Annotated in this window: 18 protein-coding genes and 1 pseudogene; 7 read left to right on the top strand and 12 right to left on the bottom strand. The window is 54.6% G+C overall.

Features of this window, described 5'->3' with window-relative positions; all coding sequences use genetic code 11:
- A partial coding sequence (locus OB03_RS06905; RefSeq protein ID WP_461343640.1) for an aldehyde dehydrogenase family protein occupies positions 1–255 on the top strand: 255 nt, incomplete at its 5' end.
- Between the two features lie 47 nt (positions 256–302).
- Here the strand turns inward: OB03_RS06905 and OB03_RS06910 are convergent.
- Entirely contained in the window at positions 303–1,244 is a 942-nt protein-coding gene (locus tag OB03_RS06910; protein ID WP_461343641.1) for a GDP-L-fucose synthase family protein, read from the bottom strand.
- Entirely contained in the window at positions 1,244–2,311 is a 1,068-nt protein-coding gene (gene gmd / locus OB03_RS06915; RefSeq protein WP_461343642.1) for a GDP-mannose 4,6-dehydratase, read from the bottom strand. Before gmd ends, OB03_RS06910 begins: the two co-directional genes overlap by 1 nt.
- Positions 2,312–2,583: 272 nt before the next feature.
- Here gmd and OB03_RS06920 point away from each other — a divergent pair, with 272 nt between their 5' ends.
- The 3 genes from OB03_RS06920 to OB03_RS06930 are packed head-to-tail and all read left to right on the top strand — an operon-like array spanning position 2,584 to position 5,140.
- On the top strand, positions 2,584–3,300 hold the full coding sequence (locus OB03_RS06920; protein WP_461343643.1) for an ABC transporter permease: 717 nt from the start codon (positions 2,584–2,586) through the stop codon (positions 3,298–3,300).
- Positions 3,301–3,341: 41 nt separating this feature from the next.
- Entirely contained in the window at positions 3,342–4,454 is a 1,113-nt protein-coding gene (locus OB03_RS06925) for a chain-length determining protein (RefSeq protein WP_461343644.1), read from the top strand.
- A 14-nt stretch (positions 4,455–4,468) separates the two neighbouring features.
- Positions 4,469–5,140, top strand: coding sequence for an ABC transporter ATP-binding protein (locus OB03_RS06930; protein ID WP_461343645.1), 672 nt, complete (start codon positions 4,469–4,471; stop codon positions 5,138–5,140).
- A 6-nt stretch (positions 5,141–5,146) separates the two neighbouring features.
- Here the strand turns inward: OB03_RS06930 and OB03_RS06935 are convergent, their stop codons facing one another.
- The 6 genes from OB03_RS06935 to OB03_RS06960 all read right to left on the bottom strand — a co-directional run bounded on the left by OB03_RS06935 (position 5,147) and on the right by OB03_RS06960 (position 12,578).
- Positions 5,147–5,992, bottom strand: coding sequence for a tetratricopeptide repeat protein (locus OB03_RS06935; protein WP_461343646.1), 846 nt, complete (start codon positions 5,990–5,992; stop codon positions 5,147–5,149).
- Positions 5,989–7,467: a glycosyltransferase gene (locus OB03_RS06940; RefSeq protein WP_461343647.1), complete on the bottom strand. Its 1,479-nt coding sequence runs from the start codon at positions 7,465–7,467 to the stop codon at positions 5,989–5,991. Before OB03_RS06940 ends, OB03_RS06935 begins: the two co-directional genes overlap by 4 nt.
- On the bottom strand, positions 7,464–8,657 hold the full coding sequence (locus OB03_RS06945) for a glycosyltransferase (RefSeq protein ID WP_461343648.1): 1,194 nt from the start codon (positions 8,655–8,657) through the stop codon (positions 7,464–7,466). Before OB03_RS06945 ends, OB03_RS06940 begins: the two co-directional genes overlap by 4 nt.
- Before the next feature lie 15 nt (positions 8,658–8,672).
- Positions 8,673–9,854 carry a glycosyltransferase family 4 protein gene (locus OB03_RS06950; RefSeq protein ID WP_461343649.1) on the bottom strand — a complete coding sequence of 394 codons (1,182 nt, stop codon included), beginning with the start codon at positions 9,852–9,854 and terminating at the stop codon, positions 8,673–8,675.
- Between the two features lie 130 nt (positions 9,855–9,984).
- On the bottom strand, positions 9,985–10,902 hold the full coding sequence (locus tag OB03_RS06955) for a hydroxymethylglutaryl-CoA lyase (protein WP_461343650.1): 918 nt from the start codon (positions 10,900–10,902) through the stop codon (positions 9,985–9,987).
- The gene (locus tag OB03_RS06960; RefSeq protein ID WP_461343651.1) at positions 10,899–12,578 is read right to left on the bottom strand and encodes an ArnT family glycosyltransferase; all 1,680 of its coding nucleotides are present in this window, start codon (positions 12,576–12,578) and stop codon (positions 10,899–10,901) included. Before OB03_RS06960 ends, OB03_RS06955 begins: the two co-directional genes overlap by 4 nt.
- 113 nt (positions 12,579–12,691) lie before the next feature.
- Here OB03_RS06960 and OB03_RS06965 point away from each other — a divergent pair, with 113 nt between their 5' ends.
- Entirely contained in the window at positions 12,692–13,459 is a 768-nt protein-coding gene (locus tag OB03_RS06965) for a glycosyltransferase family 2 protein (protein WP_461343655.1), read from the top strand.
- A 126-nt stretch (positions 13,460–13,585) separates the two neighbouring features.
- On the opposite strand, the gene OB03_RS06970 is transcribed toward OB03_RS06965, so the two are convergent.
- The 3 genes from OB03_RS06970 to trhA form a co-directional block, all read right to left on the bottom strand.
- Positions 13,586–13,942: a hypothetical protein gene (locus OB03_RS06970; RefSeq protein WP_461343652.1), complete on the bottom strand. Its 357-nt coding sequence runs from the start codon at positions 13,940–13,942 to the stop codon at positions 13,586–13,588.
- A 1-nt stretch (position 13,943) separates the two neighbouring features.
- Entirely contained in the window at positions 13,944–14,519 is a 576-nt protein-coding gene (gene phaR, locus OB03_RS06975) for a polyhydroxyalkanoate synthesis repressor PhaR (protein WP_242912245.1), read from the bottom strand.
- A 124-nt stretch (positions 14,520–14,643) separates the two neighbouring features.
- A complete protein-coding gene (gene trhA, locus OB03_RS06980; RefSeq protein ID WP_242912244.1) occupies positions 14,644–15,363 on the bottom strand; it encodes a PAQR family membrane homeostasis protein TrhA in 720 nt (239 codons plus the stop codon).
- A gap of 199 nt (positions 15,364–15,562) precedes the next feature.
- On the opposite strand from trhA, the gene OB03_RS06985 reads away from it, so the two are divergent.
- Complete coding sequence (locus tag OB03_RS06985; protein ID WP_461343653.1) at positions 15,563–16,738, top strand: acetyl-CoA C-acetyltransferase; 1,176 nt, start codon at positions 15,563–15,565, stop codon at positions 16,736–16,738.
- A 68-nt stretch (positions 16,739–16,806) separates the two neighbouring features.
- Entirely contained in the window at positions 16,807–18,318 is a 1,512-nt protein-coding gene (locus tag OB03_RS06990) for a polysaccharide pyruvyl transferase family protein (RefSeq protein ID WP_461343654.1), read from the top strand.
- Here OB03_RS06990 and OB03_RS06995 read toward each other — a convergent pair.
- A pseudogene (locus OB03_RS06995) lies at positions 18,319–18,598 on the bottom strand (S8 family peptidase); the annotation flags it as partial.

The raw sequence follows: 18,598 nt of genomic DNA on the forward strand, positions 1-18,598 counted from the left end.
CTGACGCTGGGCGTTCACAGCCGTATCGACGCCTTCGCCGAAGAGGTGATGGCGCTGGTTCCGGCGGGCAACGTCTACGTCAACCGCTCGATCATCGGCGCAGTCGTCGGCGTCCAGCCGTTCGGCGGCGAAGGCTTGTCGGGCACCGGCCCGAAAGCCGGTGGTCCGAACAGCTTGATCCGCTTCGCTGCGGAAAAGGCCATCAGCATCAACATCGCCGCCCAAGGCGGTGATCCGGCGCTGCTGAACCTGTAGGGATGCCAATGCGAGATCTCCGACACGCTTAGTCGCGTCGGAGATTTTTATTGACCATATTCTTTGAGGAACTGAGCGTACGTGCTTTTAATTCCATCAACAAATGGAATTCTTGGGGACCAACCTAGAGTTCGAATGCGGGATGAATCCATTAGTTTACGAGGTGTGCCATCAGGTTTTGATGAATCGAACTTTAGTTCGCCCTTGTAACCCACAACTTCTGCGACGGTTTCTGCCAAGTTTCTTATAGAGATGTCTTCACCGTAGCCAATATTAACTAAACCGGCTTCAGAGTAGTTCTGCATTAGAAAAACGCTTGCGTCGGCACAGTCGTCGGCATGCATAAACTCACGTCGAGGCACTCCCGTCCCCCAAACCTCTATGAATGGCGCATTATTGATACGCGCTTCGTGAGCCTTCCGAATTATAGCGGGAAGAACGTGACTGTTGTCGAGATCATAGTTGTCGCCGGGGCCGTACAGGTTCGTGGGCATGCCGCTAATATAGGGCAGCCCATATTGCTGGTTGTAGTATTCCGCTAGTTTTACGCCAGCTATCTTCGCTATGGCGTACGCCTCATTAGTAGGTTCAAGGGGGCCTGTCAGGAGGCTATCTTCTTTTATGGGCTGTTCCGCATGCTTTGGATAAATGCAGCTAGACCCCAAAAATAGCAGTTTTTCTACACCAGACGCAGCACAAGCTGAGATTACATTCGTGGAAATTAGTATGTTATCTCGCAGAAATTCTACAGGGAAGGTGTTGTTGGCCTGTATTCCACCAACCTTAGCCGCAGCAATGAAAGCTGCATGAGGTTTTTCTGTGTCCAGAAATCTCTGAACGTGATCTGGATTCCGAAGATCGACCTCTTGGCTTGTCGCAAAGACCACATGGCATTGTTCGTTTTCGAGCCGTCGTACTATGGCGGATCCCACCATGCCCCTATGACCGGCGACCCAAACCTTCTTGCCCACTAAAGAATAGCTAGCCATTAATCGCCGTACCCTCGGTTTTCATTCTGTACTAAATTTAGGTCAGATTGGACCATCTCCTCACAAAGCTCCTGCCATGACACTTCGGGTGTCCAGCCCAACTTTGCCTTAGCCTTGGAAGCATCACCGATCAGGAGATCGACTTCGGTAGGGCGGAAATAGCGAGGGTCAACCAAAACAAGTTCTCGACCTGTCGCGGCACAAATACCCTTTTCATCTATACCTGTCCCGGTCCACTGAATGTCCACATTGCAAACTTTGAATGCGTGAGTGACAAAATCTCTGATGGAGGTTGTTTGTCCCGTTGCTAGCACATAGTCGTCCGGCGTCTCTTGTTGAAGCATCAGCCACATTCCGCGCACATATTCTTTCGCATGGCCCCAATCGCGCTTGGCGTCTAGGTTACCAAGGTAAAGTTTGTCCTGGATACCGTGCTGTATCGCGCTTACGCCTCTTGTGATTTTGCGTGTCACAAACGTCTCGCCGCGGATGGGGCTCTCATGGTTGAACAGTATGCCATTCGAGGCGTGCATATTGTAGGCCTCGCGGTAATTGATCACTATCCAATACGCATACATTTTCGCGACAGCGTATGGCGAGCGCGGATAGAATGGAGTGTCTTCCCTTTGAGGAACAGCCTGAACTAAGCCGTAAAGTTCCGACGTTGAGGCCTGATAGAATTTGGTGGTCTTCTCTAACCCCGCGATACGAATGGCCTCCAATAAGCGTAGAGTGCCGATTCCATCGGCATTAGCCGTGTACTCGGGAGTTTCGAAAGAAACTTGCACGTGACTTTGGGCGGCTAAGTTATAAACTTCTGTAGGGCGAGTTTCGGCTACGAGACGGATGAGGTTTGTCGAGTCGGTGAGGTCGCCGTAATGTAGATGGAACCGCTTGTTTTCAACATGCGGGGGCTCGTAGATATGGTTGATGCGACCCGTGTTAAATGAAGACGAACGCCGTTTCACGCCATGCACTTCGTATCCCTTCTCTAAGAGAAGTTCTGCCAAATACGCTCCATCTTGGCCCGTTATTCCGGTCACGAGAGCTACTTTGCGTGTTGACATGAAAGCGTCCCTTTAAACGAGGATTAAGCACAGCAAAAAATGCGGCTATGAGAGTGGGTGACCTACCAACTTGGGTGGTAAGTATCAACATGATTGCGGCCATACCCCATTCAAAGGGGGGAGGCTTGATATCAAATCCATGATACCTTGAACTAATTTTTATAGGGCACGCGAGTGAAAATATGACACAGCCGGTTGGGCGAATAGGCAGGGGTCTCGCTAGGGAGGTAAGTACCCAGGCGAGAGTCATTCTGGCGTTGCTCGCGCGGGAAATGGTTACTCGCTACGGTCGTGAAGGAATCGGCTTCTTGTGGGTCATAGGAGAGCCGCTAATTTTTTGCCTAGGCGTCATTGCAATGTGGATGGCAATAAAGCCAGCCTATGAACATGGCGTGCCTGTGGGTGCCTTTGTGATGACGGGTTACATGTCCCTGCTGCTGCTACGCCATATGATCCAACAAACATTGGGAGCGATACAATCCAATATCGGGGTTCTTTATCATAGGCGCATAAGATTTTTGCATGTATATTTTGCGCGCGCTATGATTGAATTCCTTGGTACAACCTCTGCTTTTGTTATCGTTTACATATTATTATTCATGATTAAGCAGGTAGATACTCCTCAGGATTATCTTTTGTTGTACTGGGGCTGGGTTTCCCTCGCGGTTCTTTCTTTCGGGATTGCCTTAGTTTTAAGTGTTTTGGCTCTACGATTTGCCGTTGTTGAGAGGCTAACCCAGTTATTTACCTATATTCTTATACCATTGTCCGGCGCGTTTTTTACGGTCTCTATCATTCCTTCGGAATATAGAGGCACGTTCCTCATGATTCCGATACCAAGTGCGATCGAAATGGTTCGGGCAGGGGTTTTTGGTGAGTTTTTTGAGGCTTACTACTATCCCGTTTATCCAATGATATCTGGGTTGATATTAATTTGTTTTGGTATCCTCGGACTCGGCTTTGCTGCTAAATACGTTGAATTGGATTAGTCAACGGTGCCGGGATAGAAGTGACGAAAGAGGCTAACAGGATGAGTACCCATAACCTGCTCGGCGCGTTGCGCCGAGCATGGCTTCCCAGCCTAATTGTCGGGCTGCCGACGGCTGTAGCTTGTATCTACTTCGGTATCGTTGCTACGCCCCGATACGTGTCTGAAGCAAAGTTTGTAGTGCGATCACAAGAGACCAGTTCTCCTAACGCGCTAGGTTTGGCGCTTCAGGGCGTCGGACTTTCAAGCTCAACCACGGACGCATTTATTGTCCACGAGTACATCAAATCGCGAGACGCGTTTATCGAACTTTCCAAAAATGTGGATGTAGGAAAAGTATATGTCGCAAAAAGCGCTGACCCTTTTTCTCGCGCGATAAAGCCTTGGCAGTCAGGTGCGCAAGACGAACTGTTCAATGGAGTGCAATCCTACCTTAGCGTAGGATATGACGCTCGCAATGGAATCAGCGTCTTGCGGGTCCAAGCCTTTCGGCCTGAGGATGCCGTTGCAGTTACAAAACAGCTACTCAAGCAGAGCGAAGAGTTAGTAAATCAAATGAATGCGCGTGCTTCCGCGCGAGCTCTATTTGAGGCTAGCCAGCATGTAGAGCGCGCAGAGCGCACGCTGATAGAGCATCAAAAAGCAATCACGGAATTTAGGAACTCGAACAATTTTGTGGATCCTAAATTCGTTTCCCAGCTATCGGGAGAAGTTTTAGGAGCTCTCAAGGTTCGTGAATCGCAACTCAATGCGGAGATATCTGCATTGCGAACGGACACTCCTAATAGCCCGTTGCTTCCAAAAATGCTGGCTACGCTAGCGGGGGTGAAGTCTGAGATCGAGGCTGAAGAGGCCAAGATATCAGGTAGTGCTAAAAGCTATGCACCGTTGGTTGGCCGGTATGAGGCGCTAGTCGCAAATCTCGAACGCGCTGAGCGTGGCTATACTGAGAGTGTTGCGGCGTTGGAGATAGCTAGGCGCAATCAAGGTAAGCAGCAGCTATTCATAGAAAATATCACACAGCCGAGTTATGAGGACGTTGCAGCACAGCCCAAGCGCCTTCGGAGTATTCTTACGGTCTTGCTAACTTCGCTGCTTATTTACAGTGTCATTTGGTTAGTTTGGACGGGTGTTAGAGAACATAAGCAAGGTTGAAGATTGAAGGTTCAATGTTGGATTTGACGCGTCCCTCGCTGGTAGTTGAACATTTAGGACTGACCTATGCTGGTAGTCGTGGTCGACCTGTTTTGCGTGATGTGTCCTTCGAGATGTTTGAATCGGACCGGATCGCTCTACTAGGCCGAAATGGACAAGGAAAGTCGACGCTTATTAAACTTTTGGGCGGGGTCCTTAGGCCCTCATTGGGGCACATCACTTGGAGGATGACCAGTTCCTGGCCAATTGGATTTGCTGGCGGCTTCCAAGGAAGCCTCACAGGCTACGATAATATTCGTTTTCTGTCTCGTGTTTACGGGGCTGAATATGCGGCGACTCTAGAGAAAGTCGAAGATTTTGCTGAACTAGGTTCTGCACTTAAGAGACCGGTTAAGCAGTATTCCTCAGGTATGCGCGCACGACTGGCTTTTGGACTATCGCTGGCAGTTGAGTTTGACTGCTACCTGATTGATGAACTCGTGGCTGTTGGTGATGCTAAGTTTCAGCGTAAATGCCAAGATGAGTTGTTCCAAAAGCGCAGGGACCGATCATTTATTATTGCATCTCACGACCTGCATCTTTTGAGTAATGTCGCTGAGAAGGCCATTATAATTGATAGTGGAGAGGCGCGTGTGTACGAGGATGTGGATGAAGCGATCGAGATTTACCAATGGCTAAGGGCCTAGGGGCGGCTATCTTTGTCTATTGAGCCAGCAAACTAGATCGTGCACGTCGGGGCGTTTACCGTTCCCTACTTCACTGACGAACCTGAACCAGGTTGTCGAGTTTTGATACGGGAAGACTGCCCACACCGTATGCCCTTCCTCGGTCTGTATGTTTAGCGATATTTCTTTAAGTGATTCCGTCGGGAGATGAATCCACCGTGGAGTAGCGTCTATGGTAAAATCTAATGTAGATTTGTTAATCACAGACTTACACGCGGATTTTTTAGATGAGGTAAGCAGGATTGCTAATGAACTCGGGGGGGAGGCTTCTTTAAATTCCCATTCATACCATATAACCGACTCATCTTCCGATCTGCATTGCATTGAAATGTTAAAATCGTTTTTATAAACGTTGTTCACTACATTATTTTTAAATACGGGGCTGTCGAGCTCCAAACAAACATTGATAACTTCATTAAAGGGTTGCTCCCCCAATTCGCATAGGTACTGCGCCACATCTATTGCGTATCTTGCGTGATGCTGCAGATCGAGTAGAAGTTTAATAGCTTCTTCTCTGTTGCCGGAGTCCTTCTCCAGGCAAGCCAAGGCGTATCTCGCGCTGACATTCTCATAATCTAATCTAACGCTGTTGCGGTAATGCATCAACGCAAGATCAAATTGCCCCATTTGCCGATAGGCGTATCCGATCTCAGCTTCAATCGTAGATACTCGGGGGGGAGATGTTTGTATTCGTGTCAGGTGATGAACTACGTTCGGCCAATCGCGCAATGCTTTCAGACTACGGAGTCGGCCGCCATAGGCCATCCGCAATGCGCGCGTTCCAAGTCGCGAGTTGATTTTAAAAGATTTCATAGAATCGATATCCTGCGAAGGAAGACATCAGCTTGGTCTTTTATCGCTGTCTGCCGTATTAAAATTATCGAAATGAGGTTCTCTCGTCGAAGAGGAAAATCTACCGTTGAAAGTGAATAGATACTTTTAATGTTCAGATCAAAGCTTACGGCTACGTCGTTAATCGATGCCGCCACTGTAACAGGTTGGTCCTTCATAAAATCAAACGTTATTATGCTTGGCATCCCCGCGCTTAAATCCAATTTGAAACGAATTTCGTAAGAGCTCGATACCAGCCGAGCCGCATCATTACTGTTAAGAGTAATGCCGCTCGTGACGTGTCCTTTCGGGTACTCGTAGATTCTTAGCTCACCTTCAGTCAGCCACAAAGAATCAAGCCTCTCCTCACGGATCGCAACAGCGTCAGGCCGAGAGCGTTCATTAGTTATCGACATCAGAGACGGAACAGATCTCGCGAGGCGCACTAGGAAGCTCTCATATACATCGACACCTTGGTAATATGCGGTCGTCAATGGTCGGCTAAGATCAACGGTATCTTCAGGGGGCGAAAAACTACCGAGGTAGAGTTCGATTTGCGCTAGGACCTCTGGAATGCAGGCCTGCCATTGTTCATGACCCAGCTTCACAGTCGTAGCGGCTAACGCCCCAATTCTACGGGCAGTATCGCTATCCAAGTTAATAACCGGATCGGGGGAAGTATTGAACAAAATCCCATTGGACCAGTTTGATATATACTCGTTATGGGTGGGCATGTCATAGGCGATAACAACCATTCCGCGGGCCATAGCTTCTAAAAAGCCCATCCCGATGCCCTCTGCGTGGCGGGGTGCTACGTACACATTAAAGTTCGACAAGTGCTCTTTGTAAGCTGCGCCGTTCTCATACCATTTCGACACGGTAGTTTTAGCACCTTTTACAATGGGTGCTGAAACCGTTTTTGCAGGCAGATCGGGGGCATCATGAACATGAAATTTCTTGATGTTGCCCTGGATCATCCGAGCGACCAAATCAGCGGTAAGCCCTTCCCGAGGACGGCGTTGCCAAAAGAAAACGTTCAGGCCTTCGTCAAACCTTGCCTGGTTGTCGGATGTGTCGGGGAGCGGAAAATACTTCACGAGAACCGAGTTGTTTCCGAGTGCAATCTGTTTAGTGTGAAGTGTTAAAGAAAAGTTGATAAATAGAGCTCTTGACGCGATGCTCCAGTGTATGTCCGGCATATTTGCAGAGCCGTCGTACATAGGGATCACTATGGTTGGCTTACCAGCCGACAGAAATGCGGGTGCCAAATAATCCATCTGCCACAGCAAGGCTGCATCGCAAGTAGCTAGACTATCCGCCCAGTCCTGTAGTGTCTCATTCTCTGGATCAATAAACACACGATCAACTTCAAATCTCTGCTGAAGAATATCGATGAAAAAATCGCTGGACTTCGTTTTCTTATGGAAGACGTGATCGACGAAAAGGATCTTTTTCATTTCATCAACTCCGAAAAGGAAGCGTTGTTATCAAAATTGAACCGAAAGCGTGACTGCATCGCCTTGATAATCAACTTGTCACGTTTCTCAGACGCCAGTTTGATGATTGCATCGATCATCTCGTTTTCGTCTTTCACGACATATCCCGCGCTATAATACTCAATAATGTTTGAGAATGCGGATCCGGCAAATGTTATTGCGGGTCTTCCGTAGTAAATAGCCTCCATGAGTACAGCGGATCCCCGAAGCTTGTAAACTTCAGTATCATAGGGTAGCAACACTGCATGACTACGAGCGAACGTTCTCCGTAGCAGTTCTGGCGAGATAGCAGTAGGTTGCACCTCGACCCCTGGTATGGAATAGACAGATCTACATTGGTCGATGTGAGATACAGCATCCTTACCTGGGAGAAGCTGGGTAATAAACCTGATCTGGCACTCGGGATCCTGAGACCGCACGCTTTCAAAAATGTTAGCAAGACGATTAAAACCTTTATCATGACGAGCAGATCCTGCACAGTAAAAGGTAAAGGGAGAATCCAAATCGTAAGGTAAAATTTCGCCCATCTCGGGGTAAGCGGTAACACTCACCTCAGTGCCCAAAAGGGGCGCAAGGTGGTCCGCATATTTAGGAGTTTCTGCGCTGAATCTCATTCGTATGCCGGCGCGAATGGCGGATCGTACGCGCGCCATCAGCTCTTGAAACGGGGATCGGTATAACTGAGATGCGTTCTCCATTACGCCTATAAAACGTAAAACGACACTAGGTCGTGCTTCTGCATCTATATTGTGAAGGGCGTTGATTAATCCTATTGTTCCATAAAAATCCGCATGAGGAAGAAAAATTGTATCATTTTTATTTATAAAGTAAGATGCAATGATATTCTGCATGTCTAGAGTAGCGCGCGCCTCATTATCATCATAAATTGTTATATCAGCGGGCACGCGTTTTTTCTGATCTATTGGCGCCACGTCCTTGAAGTAATCGTAGTAGTAGAAGCCAAAATCAGGTCTAAATTTATTTTTTTTAACCAATTCCGCTGGCAGCGCGCTCGAGCACAGAGCTATGCTCTCGTCGTAATACTTTTCCACGTTATCGCGAAAATATTTTAGCGATGGCGCATTATGTCCATAAGGAAGTGCGCAGACGGGATCACAGACGAACACTCTGCGATGTATATTTTGGGTCATTCTGCGTTCTCTAAGTTAAAGTAAGCGCCTATATACGGCGTCAAGTCGTTCTCGATATGCGACGTTACTAAATTTTGCCGCCACTTTCCGCCCTCGGCAAACAATTTCGTCACTTTCTGAGATGGTGTCGCTCATAAAACGTATTGCTTGCCTAATGGACGACACGTCATGCGGATCGACGTAGACTCCCGCATCTCCGCCAATTTCCTGTGTTGCGCCACCCCTGGAAGTAATCACTGGAGTTCCGAGTGCCATTGACTCTAGGATGGGTAGGCCGAACCCTTCGTAAAGGGAAGGAAAGATAGTCGCTCTAGCACCTCGTATGAGTGTGTAGAGCAAGTTCTTGGAGAGAAAATCGTATTGGATTATCCTCTGTGATAATCCTGATTGTGATGATCTAATGGTCTCAATAAGTTCCAGCTGCGATTTCTCCAACCATCCTATTTTTCCAACTAGTACTAATGGAATATCGCACCCCGACGTAGCATAGGCCTCGACTATTCGAGCCAGATTTTTCTTTGGCTCAATAGCGCCGAAATGCAGGAAGAAGCCTTTCCATCCAAGATTAAATATAGATGCCAGGTCATTCTCAATTTCATCATCTGATCGGTCTGATATGTCATTTGGGATGTCGATGGCCTGATAAGTTGTAGTAATTCTGCGCTCGTCAGCCCCAAGAATTTCAATCAAGTCTCGTTTGGTTGTATCGGAGACAGCTATAATGTGATCTGCTTTGGATATAATGTCCATGCAAAGAGTATAGAAGATAGATTTGTTCTCGAGAGTTGTGTGGGGTATCTTTAAGGGGATTAAGTCATGAAATGTATATATGTTCAGTCTACCTTTCGCGTTTAGAGGAAGGGGGCAAGTCCAGTGCATTACATCAGGCTGTTCTGATTGGGGTTTAAAACGCACTGGAGTAAAGTGCCGATTGTTACGATATCCCTGGTTGGCGCGGTGGAAGATATTCTCTTCTACCCAGAAAGTGTTCGCCTCAATATTTTTCCCGTTCGGGGTAATGACCTGACCAGAGGGTTTTACGAGCCTAACGTTAGCGCCGAACATGTTAGTTCGATTGCGGACATACCGTTTGATTTTTTGAATGCTCTTAGATTGTGCTGGACGGGGGGCTGCGTCTGTTAGGGCCACTTCATTGAGCAGATCAACGTGGCTGACAGGGGCCGAAAGGGCGTACATAACTTGGGTTTCGTATCCTAAGCTGTGCAAGTTGCTCAATAAATTTCGACCGTAGGTCGCGATGCCTGTGCCTTGCGCTAGGCCAATGTTGAATCCGTCAATGCAAATTTTTGTCATGAGTAGCTTCGGGTTAGTTTGGCCAGTTGCGGGTGCGGCTCAGAGAGCTGGGGGCGAGGCGGTTAAGTCGGCGGGCGATCCAAATGGCGGTATCTATGAGTGCCTCTAGATCGTATCCGGTTTCAAAGCCTGCACGATGAAGTGCATACACAAGGTCTTCGGTGGCCAAATTGCCCGTAGCACCCGGTGCAAACGGACAACCGCCGATCCCGCCGACCGAGGCATCCAGAATGTCGATGCCCGCCTCTACGCCTGCGTAGGCGTTGGCGAGGCCGGTATTGCGCGTGTCGTGGAAATGCAGGCGCAGTTTGGCTTCCCGGGCCACCTTGCGGGCGGCTTCGATCTTGCGCGTGACGCTCCACGGGTCGGCGACGCCGATGGTGTCGGCCAGGGCGATTTCCTTGAGGCCGAGTTCGGCGATTGCGCCGACCATGTCACTGACCTGATCCACCGAAATCTCGCCGTCGAAGGGGCAGCCCCAGACGCATGACAGCGTAGCCGACAATGACGGGACGTTTTCGCCCCCGCCCTCGGCATTGGCGCGGCCGGCAACGATATCGGACAGCATCTGTAGCTGTTCCTTCGGAGCCAGTCCCTGATTTTTGAGGCCAAAACCCTCGCTGACCGACAGGGAGACGTTGACCTCGTCCACGGGGGTGCCCAGTGCGCGGTCATAGCCCTTGCCGTTCAGCACAAGGCCAATGCGGCTGCGCCCAGCCTCGTTGGGAAGGCCCGCCATGACCTCTTCTGCGCCGGCCATCTGGGGTACGTATTTGGGATGGACGAAGCTGACGGCCTCGATGCGCTTTGCACCCGCGGCCTCGAGGCGGCGAACGAATTCCAGACGCACCTCGGGGGTGAGGACTGTTTTCTCGTTTTGGAGGCCGTCGCGCGGGCCGACCTCGACGATTTCGATAAAGCGGCGCGTCATGGACGGGGGGCGTCCTGAGGTTCGGTCACGGTTGGAGCATAGACGGTCAGCCTTACGTCCTCGCCATTGGAATAGTTGTGGCCGCGCACCTCGCCGACCGACCGGCTCGAGGTGCCAAGCTCTGCCAATGCCATGCGGAAGCTGCGTTCATCGCGCGCCTCAACGATAGCGGGGCGTCCCTCGGCCAATGCCTTGGCCGCGCCGGCACCGTCGGTCAGCTGGGTCTCGCGTCCCGTCAGGAAGACGAAGCTGGGTTCATGGAAGCCGGTGATCGCGACAGGGCCGGGGATATGCCCTTGCGCGGGATGGACACCGGCGCGGTTCAGCGTCTGCACCAGTTGCGGAGCAACGGACAAAGGTTTGAGCTGGCGCAGGGTGCCGCTGAAGGTAGCGTGACCGATAACACCAAAGATCATAGCCGCCAGAATAGCCGTCACCGCAGCGCGGTTGATCAGCATGAATCCGCCGATGGCAGCGGCCATCACCAGACTTACAATCGTCACATTGGCCCACGTCTGTGCCGTCGAGCGGCCAAACTCGGTCAGGCCGTACAGCACGACGAAGCTGAGGGCGACGGCGACCAGTAGGCTAAGTCCGGCCCCCGCCCATCGCGAGAAGCGTCCCAGCGACTGCGTCAGCGCAGCAGCCATCAAAAGCGCCAGCGCACCGAAGGTCGGCAGGGTGTAGTGAACCAGCTTGGTCGGTGCCAGTTCGAACACCAGCCACGCGGGCAACAGCCAGCAGATGGCGAAACGGACGATGGGCTCGGCGCGGCGCTTCCATGCGGTGACGATGGCAGCAGGCAACAGCAGAGTCGCGGGGAATAGCAAAATGGGTGACAGGGCCAGATAGGTACCGAACGGCGCACCATGGCTCTCGTGCGCGCCGACAAGTTTGGGGGCCAGATCGCCGCCCAGTGCCTGACGCCAGAAACCGCCGTCGGTAGCGATAGTGATGGCGATGGCCCACGGCCCGACGATGAGGGCCAATACCGGTATGCCCCAACCCCATCCCAGCTTGCCCAGCCAGCGGACGTTCCGGTCCCATAGTGTCAGGGCGAGAATGGTCAGCAGGGCGACCATCGGGCCAATAGGGCCCTTGATCAGGATGGACAGGCCGATGGCCAGCCAGAAGAGAAGCTTGTGTGATCTTTGCGGTGTCTCGCCCGCTCGCGTCGCCAGATAAATCCGCGCCAGAGCGGCTAGTGCCAGCGTCGTGAGGCCGCACAACATGGCATCTGTTTTGGCGATACCGGCCTCGGTCGATAGCAGGAAGGTTGTGCCCAATATGGCCCCCGCCAGAAAACCGGCGCGGCGATCAAGAGTGGCCGATCCCAGCCATGCTACGGCCCACGCCGCCAGCATCGCCCCGAGCAGGGAAGGAATGCGGTAGGGCTGGATGGCCCTGTGCGCCGGATCAGAAACGGTCGCGACCACAGCGGCCTGCATCCAGTGGATGCCGACCGGCTTTTTCCAACGCGGTTGATCCTGATAGCGGATGTCCACGAAGTCGCCGCTTTCCAGCATCTGCGATGTGGCTTGGGCGAATCGCGCTTCATCCCGATCCAGCGGCGGGAGCAGCAAAAGCCCCGGAAGCCCGGCAATCAGGGTGAGCAAGGCCGCGAGCGCAGGGCCGCGCCATCCGGCGATAAATCGATCCAGGTTCGGACGCGTCATGACCATAGTCGTATCACGCGTCGCTCAAAGGGTGAAAGCTTTTGCCGCGCAATAGAATGATCGGTTCGGCACAGGGCATATCCGAACGCCGAATGTTGGGTTACATCCACGCTATGACCTCTATCGCTTCGACGCCGTTGTCGCCTGACCCTACCGACGAGATCCTTATATCGGTGGTCGTGCCCGTCCATGACGAGGCGGGGGCAGCCGTTACTCTGGCGCGCGATATTGCGGCAGCGTTTGCGGGCCAGTCGTTTGAAATGATCTTCGTCGACGATGCCAGCCGGGATGACACCCTGAAGCGCCTGCGCGCCGCCAAGGATGAACTGCCGATGCTGCGCGTGCTGTCGCATGGTCAGAATGCGGGACAATCGCGGGCGGTGCGCAGCGGTGTTCTGGCGGCGCGGGGGTCCATTATCGTAACGTTGGACGGCGATGGACAGAATCCGCCCCACGACGCGCCGCGTCTGGTCCAAGCCTTGCGCGCGGCACCGGCTGAGGTCGGATTGGTGGGCGGCCGACGCGCCAAGCGGCAGGACAGCCAGGCCAAACGCAGCGCCTCTTTGTGGGCCAACCGTATCCGCAAACGCCTGTTGCAGGACGATGCCGATGATACCGGTTGCGGCCTGAAAGTTTTCCGGCGCGAGGCCTTCTTGCGCCTTCCGTATTTTGATCACATGCACCGCTATCTGCCCGCGTTGATGATCCGCGAGGGCTATCGCAACCTGTATATGGACGTCGATCACCGCCACCGCGAGACGGGCCGCTCCAAGTATACGAACTGGGGGCGTCTCAAGGCCTCGTTCTCTGATCTTCTGGGCGTGATGTGGCTCAAGTCACGCAGCCGCTCGCCGGGTAAGGTCGAGGAATACGGAGCCTAGCTAAAAGCCAGGAAGATCAGGCTGACGAGCGTTAGTTCGAACAGTCGGACGGCAGGCGTGTAAAGGGCTGACATGCGGGCTCCGGCGCGGTGATGCCGTCATGCCCAGCAAACCGGATGCCAGTTTTCAGATTTCGGCTTTACGACGCACACCCGGTGAAGGGCGACGGTCCTTAGAGCCGGAAAACTCGCGACTTAAATAGGTGCTGCGGGCAGCATCCAGCACCTCGGGCCCACCCTTGAGCCCGCGCTTTTTGCCGGGCTGACCCAGCACCTGCGCGGCAAATGCCGCCGGTGGTGGTGCGCGGACGCAGGCAGGCTTTGCCGAGGGCTTCGCCTCGACACCCGTAGGGACAACAGCTGTCGTTTGGGAGCCTGCGGGTTTACGGCGGTCGCCCTGACGCCGGTCGCCGTGTCGGGGACCAACAGCGTCGACGCCCGTTTGTGATCCGGCCGCTGAGACCGGTTCGACAGGCCTCGTCATCTTACTGACCGGACGCCTTGGAAAGGCGATCCAGCTGTTCGCGCATGGCCGCCATCTGGCGTTTCATTTCGCTCAGATCGTCGGCGGGTTTTTCCGGCTTTTCAGACGCCTCAGCCTGCGAGGCAGGAGGCGTGGCTGTACCGAAACCCGGGAACATTCGCATGGCGCGCTCGAACATGGCCATGTTCTGGCGTACGGCTTCTTCCATGATCGTGCCGCCCGGCGTCTGGGCGAAGGCGCGGGTAAACTGCTGGCGCAGCTCGTCTTGCTGGCGGGTGAAGCTGTCCAGCGACATTTCCAGATAGGACGGCAGGACCGACTGCATCTTGTCGCCGTAGAAACCGATCAACTGTCGTAGGAACTGAACCGGAAGCAGGGCTTCGCCGCGGTTCTCCTGTTCGAAGATGATCTGGGTCAGGATCTGGCGGGTCAGATCGTCATTGGACTTGGCGTCATAGACGACGAACTCGACTCCCTGACGCACCATCTGGGCCAGATCGTCCAGCGTCACATAACTGCTGGACGCGGTATTATAGAGCCGACGGTTGGCGTACTTCTTGATGACGACCACACCCATGTGCATTCCACCCTGTGAAGACTATGTCCTGCAGCGCTTGTTTCCGCGCTTTTGTGCAGCACACCATCACGCATTGCGGGCGCTAAGGCGAGTCTCGTTTTTCAAACTGTGGAGATGGGCGTAATCAGCCGAAGTTCGGGGCTAGAACCACGCCGATCAGAATGGCGGCCCAGTGCATGCCCGCGCCCGCGACGACAAAGCCGTGCCAGATAGCGCGTCGGAACTTCAGGGCGCGGTTGATGAAGAACAGCACACCGACCGTATAGGTCACGCCACCGGCCACCAGCAGTCCCAGCGCCACCGGCGATACGGTGTCGATCATCGGTTTGATCGCGAAGACAATCAACCAACCGAACAGCACATAGACACACGACCAGAAGACATCGCTGAGGCGCGGGACGAACATTTTGGCGAACGCACCGCCCAGACCGATCGCCCAGACCAGAGCCGTGAACCCGATCGAAAGCGAGCCCTCGAAACGCTGGGTGGTGATGGGGGTATAGGAGCCTGCGATCATCAGGAAAATGAAGGCCTCGTCCAGCCGACGCAGCACAGGACGCGCGGCGCAGGGATGTGTCTGGTTATAGATAGTCGAGGCTGTCAGCATACCGATCAGGCACAGGCTGTAGAGCAAGGTCGCCGCCATTGCCCCGATGCCCGAGTAGATGCCCGCCAGCGTCGCCAGAACCCCGGCACCGACCAGTGCAGCAATCAGCCCTATGAGGTGCACCCAAAGGTCCGCCAGCTTTGCAGCGCGGCTTTCGTAATGCTCTTCCATATCCAGAGCGTCCGCCTTCATCATGTGGCGGCCTAGGCGACGGAGGACTGGGACTTTATCGGTCATGCGAGGAATCCGTTCGGGGGACAGTTTGCAACGCGGGTACTTGTCTTAGAACTCGCAAACGCGGGCACCGTTCAACACCATAGAGGCGGGAAGATGACATGGCACAGGCCCGCTCTCCAAAACGATAACACCCAAGCCTAACTTGCACCGCGATTGCTGCATGTGCGAAGACGGGAAAAATCCTGTGGGAGTGAATATTGTGAAAGACGTCGTCATCGTTTCTGCCGCCCGTACTCCGGTTGGCTCCTTCCTCGGCTCGCTTTCGTCGCTCCCGGCGTCAAAGCTGGGCGAGATTGCCATCAAGGGCGCTCTGGAGCGCGCAGGCGTCTCGGGCGAGGAAGTGGATGAGGTCATCCTTGGTCAGGTGCTGCAGGCGGGCGCAGGTCAGGGACCGGCACGTCAGGCTGCCATCAATGCCGGTATCCGCAAGGAAGCGGCGGCCTGGTCGCTGAACCAACTGTGTGGATCGGGCTTGCGTGCAGTGGCTCTGGGCTATCAGCAGGTTGCGCAGGGCGATGCCAATATCGTCGTCGTCGGTGGTCAGGAATCCATGTCGCAGGCCCCGCACCTGCAAGTCCTGCGCACGGGTCACAAGATGGGCGCTATTACGCTCGAAGACCACATGCTGCGCGACGGTTTGCTGGATGCTTTCCACGGCTACCACATGGGTCAAACCGCCGAGAACATCGCCAACAAGTGGGAACTGAGCCGCGCCGAGCAGGACCAGTTCGCCGTCGCCAGCCAGAACAAGGCCGAAGCCGCCCAAAAGGCAGGCAAGTTTGCCGAGGAAATCGTTCCGGTGACCGTTCCGGGTCGCAAGGGTGACGTGATCGTCGATCAGGACGAATACATCCGTCACGGTGCGACCATCGAGGCCATGGAAAAGCTGCGTCCGGCCTTCGTGAAGGACGGCTCGGTTACGGCCGCCAACGCTTCGGGCATCAATGACGGTGCCGCCGCTCTGGTCCTGATGTCGGCCGAAGAAGCTGCCAAGCGCGGTCTGGAGCCGCTGGCCCGCATCGCTTCGTGGGCGACTGCAGGTGTTGATCCGGCGATCATGGGCACCGGCCCGATCCCGGCCTCGACCCGCGCTCTGGAAAAGGCTGGCTGGAAAATCGAAGACCTCGACCTGATCGAGTCGAACGAAGCCTTCGCTGCCCAGTCGCTGTGCGTGGTCAAGGAACTGAACCTTGATCCGGCCAAGGTGAACGTCAACGGCGGCGCTATCGCTATCGGCCATCCGGTCGGTGCTTCGGGTGCGCGCATCCTCACCACCCTGCTGTTCGAAATGAAACGTTCGGGAGCCAAGAAGGGTCTGGCCACCCTCTGTGTCGGCGGTGGCATGGGCGTCGCCCTGTGCGTCGAGCGCGCCTGATCTAAGCTGGACTGACGGCTGAACAGTCACTAGGCCTGAAGGCGAGAGATCGTCTTCAGGCCTTTTTAGTGCCTGAAGACCATGGCGGGGAGCTGAGCGTGGGCGAAGGTATCGACAAACGTATTCCGTATTATACGCGGGGTGCCTCGACGTTTAATTTCGGCGATTACCTGAGCGAGTATTTCGTGCACCGGATGCTGGGGGAGCCATTCGTCGATGCGGCCCAGTACCGGCTTGTCGGCAGCGCCATCAGTGACGCGCTGGTGGACCAGGACCTGCGCGGACTCTCCGAGACATCACGACTGGCTTTCTGGTGCTGCGGTGCGAGGGGAGAAGAAGGGCTGTCGGCGGACAGGCAGGCGCGCTGTGACTTCTGGGGTGTGCGCGGGCCTTTGACGCGCCGTGCGCTTGGATTGCCCGAGGATACGCCGCTGGGCGATCCGGGTTTTCTGATCCCCCTGCTGTACACTCCGAAGCGCGATGAAGCCTCGGCGGGCAAGACCGCGGTCATGGTGCATTTCTCGGCCAAGGATCGCAGCGATGCCCTGAAAGAACAGGTTGGTGCCGATGTGGGGCTGAGCCCTGCGGTCACCTCGATGGAGGAACTGGAACGGCTCTTCGATCAGATCGCCTCGGTCGACTTTCTGCTGACCGCCTCGCTGCATGGCGCGATCATCGCCTGCGCGCTGGGCACGCCATTTGCGTTCTGGACCTATGGTGAAATCGACGTCCCGTTCAAATGGGAGGATACGGCAGCTCTTCTGGGCATCGAGGCCGCGTTCCACGAGACCCTCGAGGATGGACGGCGTTGGTGGGAACAACAACAACCCTCGCTGATGCGACCGGCGCTGGTGCCCATGCTGTCTGCATGCCCATTCGCGGTGCGACCGTTAATCTGGCAACGCGCCTTTGCAGCCGATGCCGCCGCCGGACATCCGGTCACCTCATCGGGGTTTGATCGGGATGACTGGATCGCGCTGGCGCGTCAGCGCAATGCCGCAGCCCGTGAAGAGCGTGGTCCGGTTCAGTCCGCCTCGGTTACGGTCCGAAGTGAACTGGCTGCGGTAACCGAGCGCCTGTCGGAAGTCACCGCATTTCTGGCCCGTCGAGCCAAGGCTCTAGACGTCGATTTCCGCCAGACGCCGACCGTCAATTTCGCCGACCAGACCCCCGGCCATGCCCTGCTGACCACGGGATGGACGGCGGCCAACGATGTTGCGCCTTGGAGCTTGCCACCGTTCGGCGAGATCGTGCTGCGCGCCGGTGCGGGTTGGGAAGAGGCGGATACCCTTTCCCTGTCCGGATATCTCTATGCTCCGGCGCTTGAAGACGGGCGGGCAGAACGCACGGTCTGGGTCTGGCTCAACGAGGTTCTGGCCTTCGAATACACCTTCACCAATACGACGGGTCAGCCCAGTATGGTCGTGGATTTGACGATGCCTATTGCGCCGCACCTCAAGATGCCGCGCGATCTGGTGGTCCGGATCTACCTCAATCCCGTACCCACGCCCGCGGCACTTGGCGTGTTCGAGGACAATCGCCCCATCGGATTGGCCCCGCTTCGGCTTACGGTGTCCTGATCAGAAGTTCCGCTGCCACACAGCCATGAAGGCATAGCCGGGTTTGGCCTCGCGGCGGTGCTGTTCGTCCCGGATGGCGGTGGCTTGCAGTTGCAGGGACGAGCCGTCCGGCAGGGCGTGAAGGCTGCGTACGCTCATGTCGATCTCGCGGCCCGAAGGTGTGGCCGAGAAGCGGCGGCGCGAGAAGGTCACCGGATCGAAGTAATCCAGCGGTATGTCGGCCAAGGTGGCTTCAAACGTGCCGCTTTCGATGCGCAGCGGCTGGCTGATTTCCCACATC

The organism is Brevundimonas sp. GN22 (genome assembly GCF_054824005.1).